The following is a 20055-nucleotide window of genomic DNA, read 5'->3' as shown; positions in this document are numbered from 1 at the left end:
CAGCGTATCGCCAATCGCTATTTCTTCAAGCTGGCTTCGATCAGCAGGTCGGCGTTGCGGGCAACCGACTGCGCGGGTCCGCCGAGGCCGAACAGTTGGCCGCTGATATAGGCGCCTTCGATAAGCAGCAGCAACCCGTCGCCCAGCGTGTCGGGGTCTTGCGCGCCCATCGCAGCCGCCATGGCGCGCAAGCGGCGGCGCAATTCCTGCTTGTTGGCCTCGCTGACGACGCGAGCCGGATGGCTGTGATCGGGATATTCGACCGCCGCATTGGTCATGCCGCAGCCGCGATAGCCCGCCACTTGCGTTCGCTTGCCGATGCGGGTCAGGAAAGCCTTGATCTGAGCGCGCGGGTCGCCGGGGTTGGCGGCGACGGCCTCGTCGAAACGCTCCCAATATTCAAGATCGTATTGCCTGAGGTAGGAGGCGGCCAGCTCGTCCTTGGAGGGAAAGCTGCGATAGAGGCTGGGCTTGGTGACGCCGGCACGCTTGACGATTTCGTCGACGCCGATCGCCCGGATACCGCGCCGGTAGAACAGGTCATAGGCCACGTCGAGGATCTTCTTGGCGGCCTTCGGTGGCGCCGACGCATGACCGTCGCTGATGGTCAGTTCAATATTTTTGTCGCTTGGCATCATGGGACTCGATTGACAATGTTACCGATCGGTACGTATACATGCTCCCATCTTGCAACGTACCGGTCAGTAACATGATAGCTCAATCCCGTCCCTTTGGCCAGCGCTACGCTTTCGTGGTGGTGGGCGTCATCTTCCTCTGCCTGCTGATCGCGGCCGGCCTGCGCTCGGCGCCTTCCGTCATGATGCTGCCGCTCGAAAACAGCTTCGGCTGGCGGCGCGACGTCATTTCGCTGGCCGCGGGCGTCGGCATCCTGCTCTATGGGCTGACCGGTCCGTTCGCCGCCGCGCTCATGGAGCGCATCGGGCTGCGCCGCACGCTGCTGGCGTCGCTGGTGGTGATGTCGGCTTCGACCACGCTCAGCCTGCTGATGACCAAGCCATGGCATCTGTTCATCACCTGGGGCGTTTTTTCCGGCATCGGATCCGGCGCTGTCGCCAGCGTCCTTGGCGCCACCATCGTCAACCGCTGGTTCAAGACCAATCGCGGTCTTGTCATGGGGCTGATGTCGGCCTCCAGCGCCACCGGCATGCTGATTTTCCTGCCGCTCATCGCCTCGCTCGCCCAGTCAGGCGGCTGGCAGCCTGTCGTCATCGCTGTCGCGATCGCCACCGCGGCGTTGATCCCTCTGGTCTGGTTGCTGGTGCCGGAGCGCCCTGCCTCGATCGGAATGGTGCGTTATGGCGCCCAGGCGGATGAAGTGCCGCCGACTTCGCCCGCATCACAAGGCAATTTCCTGGCGCATACGCTCAGCACGCTGCGCCGCGCCGCCGGCACGCGGGTTTTCTGGTACCTGTTCGCCACTTTCTTCGTCTGTGGCTTCACCACCAACGGGCTGGTCGGCACCCATCTGATCGCCTTCTGCGGCGACATGGGCATCGGCGAGGTGCAGGCCGCCGGCCTGTTGTCGATGATGGGCATTTTCGACCTGATCGGCACCACGCTGTCCGGCTGGCTCACCGACCGCTACGATCCGCGCAAGCTGCTCGGCGTCTACTATGCCATCCGTGGCCTGTCGCTGATCTATTTGCCCTATTCCGGCTTCTCGGCAACCAGCCTGATCATCTTCGCGGTGCTCTATGGCCTCGACTGGATCGCCACCGTGCCGCCGACTTTAAGGCTCGCCAACGAAGCCTTCGGCGACCGCAGCGGGCCGATCGTGTTCGGCTGGATCGTGGCCGGCCATCAGGTGGGTGCCGCCACCGCCGCTGCCTTCGGCGGCACCATGCGCGAACTGCAGGGCAACTACGAACTGGCGTTCCTGATTGCCGGCATGACGGCGATCGCGGCGGCTTGTATTTCGCTCCTGATCAACACCAGCCGGCCGGCCTTCGATCCCGAACCGCAGGCGGCTTGAGGCGCGTCGATAATTCAGGTGAGGCCGGCCTGCAAACGGCGGATTCCTGCGCTTCTCAGTTCTACTGCGTCGCAGTAGAATTGAGCTCACGTACAAAATGTACGCTCCGCTCGGATTCTCGAAAGCCACTATTTTCGGCCCGGCCTGACCTGAATCTCAACACACCTCAGCGTGTAAGAACGGGCGCGAACGATCAGTCGGGGTAGCAGACCATTGGAATGTTGGGCCAGACCGCCGTGTCGCAGTTGGCGCTCGCCTGTCTCTGCTTGAAGGCGGCACTGACCGGCCCGGTCACCACGGGGTCGACGCCGTCGGGCGCGTCGGCAAAGGCCTGCTGCGCGGAAGGCGCATCGGCCGGCATGGCCGGCCGCGTTTCCTTCAGCGTCGCCGCCGACTGCGCGGCGTTGGCCGCCAGCAGCATCGCAAAGGCGGCGGACGCGATAAGCGGCCAAAATCGGTTGAGTCTATCGGTCATGACGTTCGAACTGTCCGGGCCCTGAAAAGGTTCCCGCCTTGGTTAACAAAATCATTTCACACGCAGATGCTTAAGATTTGATGAGTATTTGGTATCGCGCGTCCCCTTTCGCAACTGCGAAAAACCCTGTATGAGCCGCGCAACCGAAAGAGGCAGCGCCTTTGGCCTGCTGCCTGCAACGCTTCCGAGACCAGAATCATGAACCTCCGTAATATCGCGATCATCGCGCACGTCGACCATGGAAAGACCACCCTGGTCGACCAGCTTTTGAAACAGTCCGGCTCCTTCCGCGACAACCAGCGCGTCGCCGAGCGCGCCATGGATTCCAACGATCTCGAAAAGGAACGCGGCATCACCATCCTGGCCAAGGCGACCTCGGTCGACTGGAAGGACACGCGCATCAACATCGTCGACACGCCCGGCCACGCCGATTTCGGTGGTGAGGTCGAGCGCATCCTGTCGATGGTGGATTCCGCCATCGTGCTGGTCGACGCCGCCGAAGGGCCGATGCCGCAGACCAAGTTCGTCGTCGGCAAGGCGCTCAAGGTCGGCTTGAGGCCGATCGTCGTCATCAACAAGATCGACCGGCCGGACGCGCGCCATGTCGAGGTGGTCAACGAGGTGTTCGACCTGTTCGCCGCGCTCGACGCCACCGACGAGCAGCTCGACTTCCCGATCCTCTATGGTTCGGGCCGCGACGGCTGGGTGTCGGAAAATCCGGAAGGCCCGAAGGACCAGCAGCTTGCGCCGCTGTTCGACCTCGTCATCAAGCATGTGCCGGCGCCAACCGTTCATCCCGGCCCGTTCCGCATGATCGGCACCATCCTGGAAGCAAACCCGTTCCTCGGCCGCATCATCACCGGCCGCATCGAGAGCGGCACGCTGAAGTCCAACCAGGCGGTCAAGGTGCTGCACAATGACGGCACCCAGATCGAGACCGGCCGCATTTCAAAGATTCTCGCTTTCCGCGGCCTTGAGCGTCAGCCGATCGAAGAAGCGCAGGCGGGTGACATCGTCGCCATCGCCGGCCTGTCCAAGGGCACCGTCGCCGACACGTTCTGCGACCTGGCGGTGACCGAGGCGCTGCATGCACAGCCGATCGATCCGCCGACCGTGACCATGTCCTTCCTCGTCAACGACAGCCCGTTGGCTGGCACCGAAGGCGACAAGGTGACCAGTCGCGTCATCCGTGACCGTCTGCTGCGCGAGGCCGAAGGCAATGTCGCGCTGAAAATCGAGGAATCGCCCGACAAGGATTCGTTCTTCGTTTCCGGCCGCGGCGAATTGCAGCTCGCCGTCCTGATCGAGACCATGCGCCGCGAAGGTTTCGAGATCGCCGTCTCGCGTCCGCGCGTCGTCATGCAGAAGGGCGAGAATGGCGAATTGCTGGAGCCGGTCGAGGAAGTCGTCATCGACGTCGACGAGGAGCATGCCGGCGTCGTCGTGCAGAAGATGTCGGAGCGCAAGGCCGAAATGGTCGAGCTGCGTCCCTCGGGCGGCAACCGCCAGCGCATCGTCTTCCGCGCGCCGACGCGCGGCCTGATCGGCTACCAGTCGGAACTGTTGACCGATACGCGCGGCACCGCCGTGATGAACCGGCTGTTCCATGCCTACGAGCCCTACAAGGGCGAGTTGCCTGGCCGCACCAACGGCGTGCTGATCTCCAACGAACAGGGCGAGTCGGTGGCTTACGCCATGTGGAACCTTGAAGATCGCGGTCCGATGGTCATCGATCCCGGCGTCAAGGTCTATCAGGGGATGATCATCGGCATCCACAGCCGGGACAACGATCTCGAAGTGAACGTGCTGAAGGGCAAGAAGCTGACCAACATCCGCGCCGCCGGCAAGGACGAGGCGGTCAAGCTCACCCCGCCGATCCGCATGACGCTGGAGCGCGCGCTGGCCTGGATCCAGGACGACGAACTGGTCGAGGTGACGCCGAAGACCATTCGCCTGCGCAAACTCTATCTCGACCCGAACGAGCGCAAGCGTTTCGAGAAGTCGTCGAAGGCGGTCGGCGCGGCGTAAAGTTTCCCTTTTCCGAGAGTTTGAGGGGGCGGAGCACTTGTTCTCCGCCCTCTTTCGTTCATCCACCAGCGGCCGAGATGATGGTCCGCCGGTCGGGCTCGCTGGCGAGATCGATGCGGATTGTCGCTCCCTCTCGGACCGGTTTGCGCAGGGCCTTTGCTCCATCCGGCTCGATGGTCAGCAGCCTCCGCTCGTCCAGTGCGTGAAGGCGCGACCGCGAGATGCCGAGTTCGTTGGCGAGCAGCCGGTCAAGCCTCAACGATACCGGTATTTCCAGACCAAGTCGGAGCTCCAGCACCGTCGCGCCTTGCTTAATCCCGCCGATCACCTGCTTGCGCACGATGGCGTCAGGGAACTCTTCGACGCGTCCCACCTGGTTGCGCAGGGCGACGATGTCGAAGGCATGGCTCCGGACCAGTGCCGGATCATTGCTTTCGAGCGCCGCCAGCAGTGCCGGCGCGATATCGCGCCGGTTGCAGCGCTCGAAAATGCCGAAATTCCAGGAATTGTCGCAGTCGACGCAGCGATAGATCAGCCACACGTCGATGCGCTTGCCGTTGGCGTTGACGCGGAATTTCTCGCTGCAGCGGTAGGCTTTCACGAAGCCACAGTGATTGCAGTTGATCAGGGGTCGTGGTGCGATTTCTGGCGCGATCGCCCAGTGGACGCGCAGGGCGCAAGACATGCCGGTAAGTCCTTCCCGTTGGGAAGTTCATCCGGTCGGCGCTATCGAGATGCCCATGCGGGCGCGGCGTGGCGGGCGGCTGCGGAGATTGTGACGTCAGGTGTCGCTGGCGGGAAGCCGAGCGACAGCGGTTCAGCAGTGCCAAACCGGTCTCGAACCGCCGCCCAAAGGAACACATGAAATACAAACAGGCACCGCTGATGCGGTGCAAGTGTGCCGGGGGAGTTGACGAGACCGCTGGTTACTGGGGCAAAGTGAAGCTCGAAATTGTGTCGCGGCGGCCCTTCTAGCGGCGTGACGCTGGGGCTGCAAGGGGCTCCGCAAGTCACGCCGTAGGAGTCAGCGCCCATGGCCCATATTGTCTTGCCTTTGCCAGAGACGCAGCTGTCGGGTTATTGTGGTTGGTGAAGCCCTGACGCGGAGACCCTCGCCATGCACCTCGCCTCGCTGCTGATTTTCGCCGCCGCCTTGTTCGTGGCCGCCGGTTCGCCTGGCCCATCGATCGCGGCGCTTGTCGCGCGCGTTATCTCGAAGGGGTTTCGCGATGTGTTTCCGTTCCTGCTTGCCATGTGGATCGGCGAAGGCATCTGGCTGTCGCTGGCGGTGTTTGGGCTGGCCGTGGTGGCGCAGACCTTCCATTTCGCTTTCGTCGTTGTGAAATGGATCGGCGTTCTCTACCTGGCCTATCTCGCCTGGAAGATGTGGACGGCGCCTGTCGACGCCAAGGAGGGCGAGATGCCGCGTGAGGATTCGGCCGGCAAGCTTTTTTTCGCCGGCATGGCCGTCACGCTCGGCAATCCCAAGATCATGATGTTTTACCTGGCGCTGTTGCCGACCATCATCGACCTCGCTTCGGTCAGTCTCGTCGGCTGGGTCGAACTGACGGCGACCATGGCGGTGGTGCTGATCGCCATCGATCTCGCCTGGGTGCTCGCCGCCTCGCAGGCGCGTAAGCTCCTCAGGAGCAAGCGCGCCATGAAGATCGCCAACCGCGTCAGCGCCACGACGATGGCCGGTGCGGCGGCGGCCATCGCGGCGCGGTAAGGCTATCTGGGCAAGACGCCGGCCGCAGGCATGGCGGCCGCCTTCGGCGCCTGCGGTCCGCCGGAATAGAATTTCGAGGCCGGGTTCTCCTGCATGAAATCGTAGGCGACCATGCCGAGCGGCCGTTTTTGCCGTTCCGATGCCGCCTGGTGCCAGGGGATCACCTGGCGCAGCGCCTCGAGCGCCGCGGTTGGCGCCTCGCCGAATTTCCGCTGCGGGTTCTGCGCCTTGCGGATTTCCATCCAATAGCTTGCCGTCAACAGGTCCTGCGCCAAGAGATGGAAGGATATGTCGACCGCCTCGCGGGCGCGTTGCGTCTTGATGCGGGTCTGCCCTTCCAGATCCTCGACGGTGGCGACGATCGCCTGGCCATTCGGCGTCACCGGCGTGCCGAGGTCGGCCAGTTCCTGCCAGAGATCGGTCGGCAGATAGCCATCGAAGGTCGGGATGTCCTTGCGCTCGTCGGGCTTCAGCACATCGATCGGCTTGATCACGGTAAAGAAGGGATTGCGGAAGCGCTCGATGCGCTGCGCCACCGCGACACCGAGATTGGTGAGAGAGATGGTGAAAGCCTCGACCTGATTGGCCATGGGATAGGGATCCCAGTTGGCGTTGGAGAAGATATAGCCGGACTTGCCGCCGCTCAGCGGCCCGCCCTTGATATAATATTTCATGAATTGCGGCGTGCTCAGCTCAGGCGAGCTCTGCGGCGTCAGGCCCGGCAGCACGGCCGGATTGTGATCCGACGAATTGATGGAGAGCAGCACGGATTGGCGCAGATCCGCCCAGGCCTGCCAGGCCGAGCCCTGACGCTGGCTGGAGGCGCGCATGCTTTCCGGATCCTGGATGATGCGGGCCTGATCCTCGTCGAAGAGATAGCTGCCCTTGATCATGTCCATGACCCGCGCGGCATCCCATGTCAGCCATGGGTAAGGCCGCATGGATTGCACGGGTGCGGAAATCGGCGTCACGCTGGAATTCATGCCGTTCAGCCCCATGGCGTAGCTGAGGTCGGTCCACTCCAGCAGTTTTCGCGCGTCCTCCAGCAAAAGCACGGCCTGTGCCTGTGCGTAGGCGTTGGTGCTGATCAGCGCGGCCTGGTCGGCGGCGAAAGGCTCGAGAGGCTTCAGACCGGCCTGCGAAAGGGCCTGTGTGGCCGGCATGCGGACGCCATCGAGATAGGCTTCGCCTTCGCCGACCATGGCCGCGCCGATATTGCCCAGCGTCGCGAGGTCGCCTTCGCCTAGCGTGCCGCGCGATTGCACGACCGGCGTCATCCGCTTGTTCAGCATGTCGACCAGCATATGCGTCAGCTGCGGGCTGGCAGCCTCGTAGGACATGGTGTTGGCGCGGATCGCCATGATGGCGCGTACCAGCGCTTCTTCCTGCAGCTCCGGCCCGTAGCCTCTGTTGACGCCGCCCTTGAAGCGGGCGAGCTGCTGATCCTTGAGCAGCTTGCTGTTTTCCGGTGTCGTCGGATCGCCCGAGAAGATCACCGTCTCGCGCTGGTCGCCGGCGCCACGGTTGAACCAGTAGATGGTGACACCTTCGGCAGCACCTTCGAGCAGCAGGCCATAAGCGTCCGCCGAACGTTGCAGCGCCTCGGGGCTGAGCTCGACCTTGGCGCCGTTGCGAGCGATGTCGATGACCTGTTCGACGGTCAGGTCATGGCCAGTCAGCGTTATCGTCTTGGCCGCGGCTGTCTCGAAAATGGGCTGGTAGGCTGTCACCGCCTCGAAGGCGTGGGCGGGTGGAGTGGCAAGCGCCAGCGTCATGGTCAGGGCGCGGAGAAAAACCCCGGGTTTGGCAATTGCATCAAGCATAGGGGGACTCCCATTCACGAAGCGTTGGCCTCGGGCATCAAGTTCACCCCTCGGAAATTTTGTTTCCCGGAAAACTAGCCGGCGGCATTCGCCTGTCAACGCTTGATGCGAAGTAGGACCGATGGTGGAACGCGCGTGGCCCTATCGCGCCATGGCATGGTATTCGTCGTTCGGCCGCATGTCGATCGCGGCCGCGACACGGTTCGACATGTTGAAGAAGGCCGCGGTCGAGGCGATATCCCAGATGTCGCGATCGCTGAAGCCGGCCTGGCGCAGGGCCGCGCGATCGGCCTCGACGATCCTGGCCGGCTCCTCGGTCAGCTTGACGGCGAAGTCGAGCATTGCCGTTTGCTTCGGCGAAAGATCGGCGACACGGAAATTCATCACCATCATCTCACCAAGCAAAGGATCGCCCGAGAGCTGGCGCACCGCCGCGCCATGCGCGGTCAGGCAATAGTAGCAGTGGTTGACGGAGGAGACGGCGACCGCGATCATCTCGCGTTCCAGCTTCGACAGGCCGGACTCGCCCAGCATCAAATCATTGTACATGTCGGTGAAGGCGCGCAGCTTCTTGTCGTCGAAGGCATAGGCCTTGAGCACGTTGGGGACGAGGCCGAGCTTTTCCTCGCATTTGGCGAAATAGGCTTTTGTCGGCTCGCTCAGCTCTCCGGCGGCCAGGTCTAGCGCGGTGATTTTGCCGTTCATCGTGTCATTTCTCCTCGTCATGCGAAGCCTTGCCGCCGAATTCCGAGAATTCTTGGCAAGCCGTCAAACCTTTGTCGCCAAACAGCGGTCATCTGCTACCATAGTCGCAAAAGCATGCGACGGGAGGGAAGAAGCGTCATGGCCAGCGTAAAATCCGCAGCTAAGTCGAAGAAGAAGGCACCTGCGGCAAAGGCCGATGACAGACCGGCCAGGCTCGCCGATTACCTGCTCGCCCGCGCGCCGGCGGAGGATATCGCCGCCTATGACGTGGCCGACCTCGAGCGTGCCGCCGATCTCGCCGGCCAGGCGGTCGCCGCCCACAAAAAGGGTGAGTGCGTCGTCGCCGTCGACGCCGATTCGGGCGTGGTTCGCGAAGGCCGTCCGGTGACCGTCATCACGGTGGTCAACGACAACATGCCATTCCTGTTCGATTCCATCCTCGGCGAGGTTACAGAAACCGCCGGCGAACCGACCCTGGTCACCCATCCGGTGATTACGGTCCGCCATGGCAAGACGGGTGTCGACGAAATCCTCGGCGATGGCAATTTCGCCAGGGATGACGGCAGCCACGACCGGCTCAGCGTGATCCATGTCCATATTCCCCGGCTGACGCCCGAACAAGCAAATGGCCTGGCCGAGCGGCTGCGCAAGATGCTCGGCCAGGTCCATGCCGCCGTCAACGACTGGCGGCCGATGCTGGCCCGGCTCGATCAGGCCATCTCCGAATTCCGCTATTCGGCGGTGCCGCTCGACAAGAAGAGCGTCGCCGAGGCGATCGCCTTCCTGGAGTGGCTGCGCGACGACAATTTCACTTTCCTTGGCATGCGTGAATTCAAGTACACCGGCGGCGAGGAAAGCGGCAATCTGGAGCGGGCCGAAAAACCCGGCCTCGGCATCCTGACCGACCCGGACGTGCTGGTGCTGAGACGCGGCACCGAAGCGGTGACGACGACGCCGGAAATCCGCGCTTTCCTGCACGGACCGGAGCCGCTGATCGTCACCAAGGCCAATGCCAAGTCGCTGGTGCACCGGCGCATCTATCTCGATTACATCGGCGTCAAGACCTACAGCGCCAAAGGCACGTTGGCGGGCGAACTGCGCATCGTCGGCCTGTTCACCTCGACCGCATACACGCGCTCGGTGATGAAGATCCCGTATCTCAGGTCCAAGGCCGAAACCATCATCGCCAAGTCGGGGTTCGACCGCCACGACCACTCCGGCAAGGCGCTGATCAACGTGCTGGAAAGCTATCCGCGCGACGAGCTGTTCCAGGTTCCGGTGCCGATCCTGCGCAAGCATGCCGCTGCCATTCTGGGCCTGGTCGAGCGGCCGCGCGTGCGGGCGCTGGTGCGCGTCGACCAGTTCGACCGTTTCGTCTCGATCCTCGTCTTCGTGCCGCGCGACCGCTACGACAGCGTCGTGCGCGAGAAGATCGGCACCTATCTGAAAACCGCGTTCGAGGGCCGGCTGTCGGCCTATTACCCGGCTTTCCCGGAAGGCGGGCTGGCGCGCGTGCACTTCATCATCGGCCGCTCCGGCGGCAAGACGCCGAAGGTCGAGCAGGCGACGATAGAGGCGGCGATCCGCGACATCGTGCGCACCTGGGAAGATGCGCTTGCCGATGCGGCCGAAGCCAGCGGCAGCGACCCGGCGTTGAAAGCCATCGCCGCGCGGCTGCCAGAGAGCTACCGGGATACGTTCAGCGCTGGCGTGGCGCTGGCCGATGCCGGACGAATCGCCAAGATCAGCGCAGGCAATCCGATCGCCATCGATTATTACCGCCATGCCGAGCAGAAGCCGCACCAGGCGGCGCTGAAGATCTATCACCATGGCAGCCCGGTGGCACTGTCGCGGCGCGTTCCGGTGCTGGAGAACATCGGCTTCCGGGTCATCAGCGAGCGGACTTTCGAAGTCGGCGACGACCAGTCGGGCCTAGTCTTCATCCACGACATGGAACTGGAGAACAGCTACGGCAAGCCGATCGACCTCGCCGACGGCGGCGCGCTGTTCGAGGACGCTTTCCTGTCGGTGTGGCGGGGCGACGTCGACAATGACGGCTATAACGGCCTCGCCCAGACCGCCGGCCTGTGGTCGGGCGAGATCACCATCCTGCGTGCCTATGGCCGTTACCTGCAGCAGGTCGGCATCCCGCAGAGCCAGGATTTCATCGCCGCCGCACTCAACCGCTATCCCGAGATCGCGCGCGGCCTGCACGCGCTGTTCATCGCCCGGCTCGGCCCGACGGCCGAAACCGAAGGCGTGGTGGCGGCAAAGCACCTCAAGGCCAAGATCAAGGATGCGCTGGAGGATGTGCCTAACATTGACGACGACACCATCATCCGCCGCTACCTCAATTTGATCGAAGCCTCGCTGCGCACCAATCATTTCGTTGCCGATACGAAAGAGAAAGGCCAGTCGCTGGCGATCAAGCTCGAGTCGCAGGCGGTCGAGGGATTGCCGGCGCCGCGGCCATGGCGCGAAATTTTCGTCTACGGCTCGGAGGTCGAAGGCCTGCACCTGCGCTTCGGCCCGGTTGCGCGTGGCGGCTTGCGCTGGTCCGACCGCGCCCAGGACTATCGCACCGAGGTGCTCGGCCTGGTCAAGGCGCAACAGGTCAAGAACGCCGTCATCGTGCCGGTCGGCGCCAAGGGTGGCTTCTATCCCAAGAAACTGCCGATGAGCGCCGGACGCGACGCGATCTTCGAGGCCGGCACATCGGCTTACAAGAACTTCGTTTCCAGCCTGCTCTCGATCACGGACAATATCGGCCTGGACGGCGTCATTCCACCGGCAGGTGTCGTGCGCCGCGACCAGGACGATCCTTATTTCGTCGTCGCCGCCGACAAGGGCACGGCAACCTTCTCCGACACCGCCAACGCCATCTCCAAAAAGCACGGCTTCTGGCTCGACGATGCCTTCGCCAGCGGCGGTTCGGCCGGCTACGACCACAAGAAGATGGGCATCACCGCCAAGGGCGCCTGGGAAGCGGTCAAGCGGCATTTCCGCGAGATGAACCGCGACATCCAGACCTCGCCCTTCTCTGTCGTGGGCGTCGGCGACATGTCGGGCGACGTGTTCGGCAATGGCATGCTGTTGTCGCCGAAAACGCGGCTGATCGCCGCTTTCGACCATCGCGACATCTTCATCGATCCCGATCCCGACATGGCGGCCTCGATGGCAGAGCGCGAGCGCATGTTCGCGCTGCCGCGTTCGAGCTGGCAGGACTATGACAAGACCAAGCTGTCGGATGGCGGCGTCATCGTTTCGCGCAGCCAGAAATCGATCACCTTGCCGGCTGCCGCGGCGGCGGCGATCGGACTTGCCAAGACGACCGCCGCGCCGGTCGAGATCATGACCGCCATTCTCAAGGCGCCGGTCGACCTCTTGTGGTTCGGCGGCATCGGCACGTATCTCAGGGCATCGACCGAGACCAATGCCGAGGTCGGCGACCGTGCCAACGACGCCATCCGCATCACGGCGCTCGACGTGCGCGCCAAGGTGATCGGCGAGGGCGCCAACCTGGGTGTGACGCAGCGGGCGCGCATCGAGTTCGGCATGAATGGCGGCCGCTGCAACTCCGACGCGATCGACAATTCGGGCGGCGTCAACTGCTCCGACGTCGAGGTCAACATCAAGATCGCTCTGGCGTCGGCAATGCGCAAGGGATCGCTGACGCGGCCGGCGCGCAACAAGCTGCTGGCCGAGATGACCGACGAGGTCGGCGGGCTGGTGCTGTCCAACAACTACCAGCAGACGCTGGCGCTTTCGATTGCCCGCAAGCGCGGCCTCGCCGACATCGCGCATCAGAGCCGCTTCATGACGGCGCTGGAGGCACGCGGCCTGCTCGATCGTGTCGTGGAAACACTGCCGTCGCCGGCAGCGCTTGCCGAGCGCGAGGCGCGCGGCGAGCCGTTGACCCGGGCCGAGCTCGGCGTGCTGCTCGCCTATGCCAAAATCGTGCTGTTTTCCGACATCGTCGCCAGCGACGTGCCTGACGATGCGCATTTCGACCGCGACCTGATGGGCTATTTCCCGGACCGGATGGCGAAGAAATACGCTTCCGAGATCCATGGCCACCGGCTGCGCCGCGAGATCATCGCGCGTGTCGTGACCAACGATCTGGTCAATCGCGGTGGGCCATCCTTCGTCAACCGGCTTCAGGAGGCGACGGGGCGCACCGCAGCAGATGTAGTGCGCACCTTCGCCGTGGTGCGCGATGGCTTTGCGCTGCCTGCGCTCTATCGCGAGATCGACGCGCTCGACAACCAGGTCGACGGCCAGGTGCAACTCGATCTCTATCAGATGGTGAGCCGGCTTATCTACATGAGCAGCGGCTGGTACCTGAAGAACGATGCCGGCACGGCACCGCTCGGCCAGCGCATCGCCGAACTGCAGGATGCGCGCAAGGCGCTGGAGCCCAAGCTCGTTTCGCTGCTGCCGGCTTTTTCGCGCGAGCGGATCGAGGAGAAGCGGCACGCGCTGTTCAAGGCGGGCGCACCGGAAAAGCTGGCCGAGCAGCTGGCGATGAGCGAGGCGGCGGAGCTCATCCCCGACGTCGCGCTGACGGCCCGCACCGCCGGTGCCGATATCGTCGCGGCGGCCAAGGCGTTCTTCGCCGTCAGCGATGCCTTCCGCATCCCGCGCGTCGAGGATGCGGCGCGCTCGATCACGCCATCGGACTATTATGACCAGCTCGCTCTGTCCCGCGCCACCGACACGATCGGCGCGGCGCGGCGCGGCATCGCTATCGCCGCGCTTACCGGCCATGCCGAGGCGGCCGATCCGGTGGCGGCCTGGCTCGAAGCTGGTGGCGAGCGGGTGGCGCGCATCCGCGAACGGCTGCAGGCGTTGACGGAGGGCGGCGACATCACCGTGTCGCGGCTGTCGGTTGCGTCGGGGCTGATGAGCGATCTGACGGGCATGTGAGCCAGCGGTTGTCCGTTTGCATGATCATTCGAAACATGCAGACATGGCGCCCGAAATGGGCGGAGCGGACGCCGGGGGAATCACTATGGCGGTAGAGACAGTGCAGCGGGCATCCGGGCGCGGCATCTGGGGTTGGATGTTCTTCGACTGGGCGGCGCAGCCGTTCTTCACGGTCGTCACCACCTTCATCTTCGGCCCCTATTTCGTTTCGCGCATGGCGGGCGATCCAACCACTGGCCAGGCCGTCTGGGGTTATGGCATCGCCGCAGCCGGGCTGGTCATCGCGGTGCTATCGCCGATCCTCGGATCGATCGCCGACCAGACCGGGCCGCGCAAGCCGTGGATCGCGTTTTTCGCGGCGATCAAGATCACCAGTCTCACCTTGCTCTGGTTCGCCGCGCCGGGTTCCAACCTGTTCCTGGTCGTGGCGCTGTTCTCGCTGGCCTCGGTGGCAGCGGAGTTCTCCACTGTCTTCAACGATTCCATGATGCCGCGGCTGGTCCCGAAGAGCGAGATCGGCCGCATCTCCAACGTGGCCTGGGGCCTCGGTTATCTCGGCGGCATGATCGCACTGATCTTCGTCGTCACCTGCCTGGCCGGCTCGCCGGAGACCGGCAAGACGATCATCGGCATCACCCCGCTGTTCGGGCTCGATCCGCAGCTGGGCGAGGATGCTCGCGCCACAGGGCCGCTGTCGGCCGGCTGGTATTTCCTGTTCATCCTGCCGATGTTTTTCTTTACGCCCGACGCCATCAAGGGCATCCCGATCGGGCCGGCGGTGCGCGAGGGCCTGTCGGAGCTGAAATCGACGCTGGCCGAGGTGCGCAAGCGCGGCGGCATCTTCCGCTTTCTCGTCGCCCGCATGATCTACCAGGATGGCGTCAATGCCTTGCTGGCGCTGGGCGGCACCTTCGCGGCGGGCATGTTCCACTGGTCGATCACCGAGATCGGGATGTTCGGCATCATCCTCAATATCGTCGCCATCTTCGGCTGCTGGGTCGCCGCCCGCCTGGACACCGCGCTGGGCTCCAAGGCGGTGGTGATGATTTCGCTGGTCATGCTGTCCATCGCCACTATCGGCGTGGTCTCGACCGGGCCTGGATTCACGCTGCTCGGCCTGATCCAGCTTTCGACCGCCGACTCAGGCGGCCTGTTCGGTACGGCGGCCGAAAAGGCCTACATCATGTACGGCCTGCTGATCGGCCTGGCTTTCGGGCCGGTGCAGGCCTCGTCGCGCTCCTACATGGCGCGCAGCGTGACCGCAGCCGAATCCGGTCGCTATTTCGGCATCTATGCGCTGGCCGGTCGGGCGACCAGTTTCCTGGCGCCGTTCATGGTGGCGACGATTACCGCCACCAGCGGCTCGGCCCGGCTTGGCATGGCGGCGATTATTTTGTTCCTGGCCATCGGCATGGCGATCCTGGTTCGCACGCCATATCCGGCGGATCGGCCGGAGTAGATGCTTCGATAATTCACCCCACTGGCCGCCGAGCGGCAGGTTAGTGCCGGAAATGCCGTACGCCGGTGAACACCATGGCGATGCCATGTTCGTCGGCGGCGGCGATGACATCGTCGTCGCGCATCGAACCGCCCGGCTGGATCACGGCGGTGGCACCGGCTTCGATGGCCGACAGCAGGCCGTCGGCGAAGGGGAAGAAGGCGTCCGAAGCGACCACCGAGCCCTTGGTCAACGGCTCGGCCATGCCCGCCGCCTCCGCCGCGTCGATCGCCTTGCGCACGGCGATGCGCGAGGAATCGACCCGGCTCATCTGGCCGGCGCCGATGCCGACCGTGGCGCCGTCCTTGGCGTAGACGATGGCGTTCGACTTGACGTGCTTGGCGACGCGGAAGGCGAATTTAAGATCGGCCATTTCAGCTAGCGTCGGTGCGCGCTTCGTCACCACCTTCAGGTCGAGGTCGTCGACCACGGCATTGTCGCGGCCTTGGACCAGCAGGCCGCCTGAAACCGACTTGACCGTCGTGCCGGCCGTGCGCGGGTCCGGCAGGCCGCTGGTGACCAGCAGGCGCAAATTCTTCTTGGCAGCTATGATTGCAGCGGCCTCGTCGGTAGCTTCCGGCGCGATGATCACCTCGGTGAAGGTTTTCACGATTTCCTCGGCCGCCTCGGCGTCAAGGGTGCGGTTCAAGGCGACGATGCCGCCGAAGGCCGAGACCGGGTCGCAGGCGAGCGCCTTGGCGTAGGCCGCTTTCAGCGATGTGCCTTCGGCCACGCCGCACGGATTGGCGTGCTTGATGATGGCGACGGCGGCCGAGCGATTGGGATCGAATTCGCCGGCCAATTCGAAAGCGGCGTCGGTATCGTTGATGTTGTTGTAGGATAGCTGCTTGCCCTGCAGCTGCCGCGCCGTGGCGACGCCCGGCCGTTTGTCGCCATTGACGTAGAAGCCGGCGCCCTGGTGCGGGTTCTCGCCGTAGCGCATCACCTCGGCCAGCCTGCCGCCAAAAGCGCGCCAGGTTGGATGCTCGATCTCCAGCGCCTCGGCGAACCAGCCCGAGATCGCCGCATCGTAGGTGGCGGTGCGGGCGAAGGCCTTCGCCGCCAGCTTCTTGCGGAAATCCAACGACAGAGAGCCGATGTTCATCTCCAGCGCGTTGAGCACAGCGGCGTAATCGCCGGGGTCGGTGACGATGGCGACATAGGCGTGGTTCTTGGCCGACGCGCGGATCATCGCCGGGCCGCCAATGTCGATGTTCTCGACGATCGCCGCGTAGTCGGCGCCGGAGCGGCGAACTTCCTCGAACGGGTAAAGATTGGAGACGACGAGATCGATCGGCTCGATGCCGTATTTGCGCATCGCCAATGCGTGCTCGGGGTCGTCGCGCACACCAAGCAGCGCGCCATGCACGGACGGGTGCAGCGTCTTGACGCGGCCATCCATGATCTCGGGGAAGCCGGTGAGCTCGGAGACGTCGCGCACCGCCATGCCGGCCTCGGCGATCGCTTTTGCCGTGCCGCCGGTGGAGACCAGCTCGACGCCGGCCGCGGCCAGTGCCCTGGCAAAGTCGATCAAGCCCGTCTTGTCGAAGACGGAGAGCAGCGCACGGCGGACCGGAACGAGGTCCGGGGCAGGAATGTTCTTGGCAGGAACGGCCATGGCTGGCGGCCTTTCTTGTCTGGAGGAGCGTGCCCGCGCCGTAGCACATGAGGCTCGGAAATCAAGCGTTGGCTTTTCGCGGCATGCCATTGCCGCCGCAAGCTCAATTGTTTTCGGAATAACCGGCGATCTTTGTGCGGGTCAGCTGCCAGTGGACGTCGGCAATTTCGGACGCCTTGAAGGCGAGCACGATCTGGCGGCTGCGGCGCGGACCGCCAAGACCGGCGAAATAGATCGATTCCTCAACTTCGGGCACCACTTCGCTGGAGGTGAACACCCAGGTATCGGCCTGATCGCCGGTCAGGACCAGCCGCTCCTGCTCGTCCTGCAGCAGATTGATGTCGGGGTGGATGTGAAAGCGCACGGTGATGAAATCGCGGCCATTGTTGCGGATCGCTGTGCTGCCCGGCCGCTGGAACCGGTCCCGGCCCGCCAGCACATTGCCGTCCGAGGAGAGTTTCAACTCGCGCTCATGCAGGAAGCCGAAACGCTGGAGATAGCCGTCATGGCGGGCAACGAAGCCGTGGACGCCTTTCTGGTCGATGCGCTTGCACTGCACTTGCTGCGGGCCGCCGATCAACGGTGAACCCAACTGATCGTTTACCCGCAGCGCGTGGGTGAAACGCGCCGAAGACGTGTCGTTGATGGTGGCCGTCGAATGCGCGGCGGTGGCGCGGGCCAGCGGCCGGAACTCGGCGGCGCCGTAGGTGTCGATGCCGGCATTGACGATGTAGTGCTGGCGGCCCGACGACAGTTCAAAGGCAAGGCAGCCGGCATGCGCTGCATTGGACACGTCGACCGGTGGCGGCAGGCCGGTATCGGCTATGACGGTGGTGCCGCCCATCGCCAGCCGCTCATAGCCCGAATGCGGCGCATGCAGCAGCGGTGCGCCGGCGGTGTCGTCATGGCGCAGGATGGTGGCGATGCGGTCATGGATGGTGGCGCCCATGCCGTTGAAGCGGGCGAGGCTGCCGTCCTGGTGGCGGAAGAAACGCAGTGCCGGCAACATGCGGTCTATGGCACCGATCAGCGCCTGCGGCGGCGCTTCGGCCTGGTTGGCATAGGTCTGGCGCAGCGGCAGGAGGTCGGCGAGGATTTCCAGCACCGCCATTGGATTGCGCGAGATGTGACCGCCGTCGGCAAGGATCTGGCGATTGAGTTCCCCGGCGAGGTTGCGGGTGGCGCCGCGCAGCGCCGAGGCCGGCGCCGGGAGGGACAGCGCCGCGAAGGCCAGCGCGATGCGGGCGCGCAGCCGGTCCTTGCCGTCGGGCATTTCGCGCGCCATCGACCTGAGATAGCGGATTTGCATGGCCAGCGATTTCAGGAAAGCGCGGTAGAAGGGGAACTCGGCACCCTGCAGCACGATGGAGGAGTGCTGCAGCCAGGCAATGATGCGTTTGGCGGTCGTGCCTGGCTCCCAGGCAACGCCCGAAATATGATTGCCATGCATGGCGATCCAGTCCGAAACCAGGGCACGGGCGTTGGCGGCGGCAAGCTCGGTGCCGGCGGCGCGCATATGGCGCAGCCAGCGGAAGCCATGCAGCGTTTTCTGCCAACCGTGATTGGGGACATTGATCTGGAAAGGGGATTTGCCGCCGGTCTCGACCAGGTGGCCGGACAGGGGATAACGGCCGTAGTAGATCTCGAGCGCGATCTGCGGATCGGCGAGGCGCAGGTCCGGCGGTGCGATCAGGACACGTTCGGGCGTGCGGCCCGAATAGCGCCAGCGATAGATCGGCCCGGCGCGCAGGCGCCGGCGCGTCTTGCGCCAGAACTCCTTCGCGACCAGCGTCCACAGACGCGTCGTGTTGCCGGCAGCAAGTGCCAAAACCCCTCCTGGTCGTCCTCTATCCCAAGCACAAGCTTATATGATTCAAGAACTTATGCGAAGGCGGATTTCGCCTCGGTAAGGCGCGCAACGGGGCCGTGGCCGGGTCGCCCTAAAAAAAGTCACGTCTTTTCCGGGCCATACAGCCGGTTTTCCTGCGACTTATGTCTTCTTGCGGTGGCGGCCAAACGCGCTGGGCCAGCAGTTTTCGTGGTCCAGAAAGGGCCGCGGGACGCGGAGGGCATCGCCGATACCGACCCTCGTCGCGACCGTTCGATCGAATCGGTCGCCGCCAGCAATTGCCTGGCGAACAGGATGCGCGGCTGAAACGGCATGAGCAAATGGAGGTCGGTTTCCTATCCATAGGAGCGCTCCGAATGATAAGGTACTCTCCGGCCAAGGTCGAAACGATCCAGGTGATTGAAATGTCGGTATCAACGGATGAGCAGGCATTTCCGGACACCCCACCGGTTGCCCTCACTGCTGACGGCAAGCTGCTGTCGACAATGCCGAACAGGCTCGGATACCTTTCCGCGACCGACCCGTCCGTCGGCATTGAAGCCATCCGGCATCTTTATGCGACCCAAGGCTATGTCTGGCTGAAGGGCCTTTTGCCCCGCAGGGAAGTGATCGATTTTCGTGGCTGGGTGCTTTCCCATCTTGCCGAGAGCGGGCTTTTGGAACCCGGGACGGATCCCTCGCTCGGCATCGCTTCGGATCGTGCCATCGACCGTCAGCTCGCCGAGCGCCGGCTGATGTCGGTGGTCCGGTCAACCGGTTATGAAGGCTTTTGCGCGCAGCCGCGCCTGTCGCGCTTGATGGATGGTTTCGTGGGCGGCCTATCCTATCTGCACAAACGCAAGATCATGCGCTTCACCTTGCCTGGAACGGCCACCGCGACGCCGGCGCATTACGATCTCGTTTATCTGCGCGGAGGCACCAACCGGGTGGTGACGACCTGGATACCGATCGGCGACGCGACCATCGACATGGGCGGCCTGGTCTACCTGGAGGGATCACACGCCGTCGGCGCCGCCCTGGAGAGACAGTTCAACAAGGACAATTCCGCTCTCAGTCCGCAGGAGCGCATCAGTGCCTATAATCGCAACATGAGTGAGGGCGGCTGGGTGTCGAAGGACCTGCCCGATATGGCGGAGCGGTTCGACACGCGCTGGCTGATGGCGGATTTCGAAGCGGGCGACATCGTCCTTCACTCGCCCTACATGATCCATGCCTCGACGACCAACCAGAGCCTCGATGGGCTGATCCGGCTGTCGACGGATATCCGCTACCAGAATGTCGACGACGAAATCGATGCCCGCTGGGGCAATCATTGGAGCCTTGATGACATGCTTTAGAGTGGTACAGCGTTTGATGGGATCGCCGCCCGCTCTAACTCTTTGTCTTCACGCAATTCCGGACGGAAACCGTT

Annotated in this window: 13 protein-coding genes; 6 read left to right on the top strand and 7 right to left on the bottom strand. The window is 64.0% G+C overall.

Translation table 11 applies throughout. From position 1 onward, the window contains the following. Positions 1–17: 17 nt before the first annotated feature. A complete protein-coding gene (locus tag FJ936_RS16075) occupies positions 18–635 on the bottom strand; it encodes a TetR/AcrR family transcriptional regulator (protein ID WP_140616550.1) in 618 nt (205 codons plus the stop codon). Positions 636–709: 74 nt separating this feature from the next. Between FJ936_RS16075 and FJ936_RS16070 the strand changes: the two genes are divergently transcribed. After that, positions 710–1993 carry an MFS transporter gene (locus FJ936_RS16070; protein WP_181171253.1) on the top strand — a complete coding sequence of 428 codons (1284 nt, stop codon included), beginning with the start codon at positions 710–712 and terminating at the stop codon, positions 1991–1993. Between the two features lie 193 nt (positions 1994–2186). Here the strand turns inward: FJ936_RS16070 and FJ936_RS16065 are convergent, their stop codons facing one another. Continuing rightward, positions 2187–2468 carry a hypothetical protein gene (locus FJ936_RS16065; RefSeq protein WP_141906770.1) on the bottom strand — a complete coding sequence of 94 codons (282 nt, stop codon included), beginning with the start codon at positions 2466–2468 and terminating at the stop codon, positions 2187–2189. Positions 2469–2666: 198 nt separating this feature from the next. Here FJ936_RS16065 and typA point away from each other — a divergent pair, with 198 nt between their 5' ends. Then, positions 2667–4496, top strand: a complete 1830-nt coding sequence (gene typA / locus FJ936_RS16060; RefSeq protein WP_140790097.1) for a translational GTPase TypA — start codon at positions 2667–2669, stop codon at positions 4494–4496. Positions 4497–4554: 58 nt separating this feature from the next. Here typA and FJ936_RS16055 read toward each other — a convergent pair whose 3' ends face one another. After that, entirely contained in the window at positions 4555–5181 is a 627-nt protein-coding gene (locus tag FJ936_RS16055) for a DUF1062 domain-containing protein (RefSeq protein WP_141906769.1), read from the bottom strand. Between the two features lie 432 nt (positions 5182–5613). On the opposite strand from FJ936_RS16055, the gene FJ936_RS16050 reads away from it, so the two are divergent. Then, a complete protein-coding gene (locus FJ936_RS16050; RefSeq protein WP_140616554.1) occupies positions 5614–6225 on the top strand; it encodes a LysE family translocator in 612 nt (203 codons plus the stop codon). 2 nt (positions 6226–6227) lie between these two features. Here the strand turns inward: FJ936_RS16050 and FJ936_RS16045 are convergent, their stop codons facing one another. After that, positions 6228–8048, bottom strand: coding sequence for an aromatic amino acid ammonia-lyase (locus FJ936_RS16045; protein ID WP_141906768.1), 1821 nt, complete (start codon positions 8046–8048; stop codon positions 6228–6230). Between the two features lie 141 nt (positions 8049–8189). Beyond that, complete coding sequence (locus FJ936_RS16040) at positions 8190–8753, bottom strand: peroxidase-related enzyme (protein WP_140822709.1); 564 nt, start codon at positions 8751–8753, stop codon at positions 8190–8192. Between the two features lie 138 nt (positions 8754–8891). Here FJ936_RS16040 and FJ936_RS16035 point away from each other — a divergent pair, with 138 nt between their 5' ends. Further along, entirely contained in the window at positions 8892–13679 is a 4788-nt protein-coding gene (locus FJ936_RS16035) for an NAD-glutamate dehydrogenase (RefSeq protein WP_141906767.1), read from the top strand. An 85-nt stretch (positions 13680–13764) separates the two neighbouring features. Next, entirely contained in the window at positions 13765–15138 is a 1374-nt protein-coding gene (locus FJ936_RS16030; protein WP_141906766.1) for an MFS transporter, read from the top strand. 40 nt (positions 15139–15178) lie between these two features. Here the strand turns inward: FJ936_RS16030 and purH are convergent, their stop codons facing one another. Further along, entirely contained in the window at positions 15179–16795 is a 1617-nt protein-coding gene (purH, locus tag FJ936_RS16025; protein ID WP_141906765.1) for a bifunctional phosphoribosylaminoimidazolecarboxamide formyltransferase/IMP cyclohydrolase, read from the bottom strand. Positions 16796–16898: 103 nt separating this feature from the next. Continuing rightward, positions 16899–18623, bottom strand: coding sequence for a heparinase II/III family protein (locus tag FJ936_RS16020; protein ID WP_140719860.1), 1725 nt, complete (start codon positions 18621–18623; stop codon positions 16899–16901). Positions 18624–19048: 425 nt separating this feature from the next. Between FJ936_RS16020 and FJ936_RS16015 the strand changes: the two genes are divergently transcribed. Further along, positions 19049–19981, top strand: a complete 933-nt coding sequence (locus tag FJ936_RS16015; protein ID WP_141906814.1) for a phytanoyl-CoA dioxygenase family protein — start codon at positions 19049–19051, stop codon at positions 19979–19981. The last annotated feature ends 74 nt before the right edge of the window (positions 19982–20055 follow it).

It is taken from the genome of Mesorhizobium sp. B2-4-13 (assembly GCF_006658535.1).
Classification (GTDB): domain Bacteria; phylum Pseudomonadota; class Alphaproteobacteria; order Rhizobiales; family Rhizobiaceae; genus Mesorhizobium; species Mesorhizobium australicum.
This window is presented reverse-complemented; position numbering and strand designations above follow the sequence as displayed.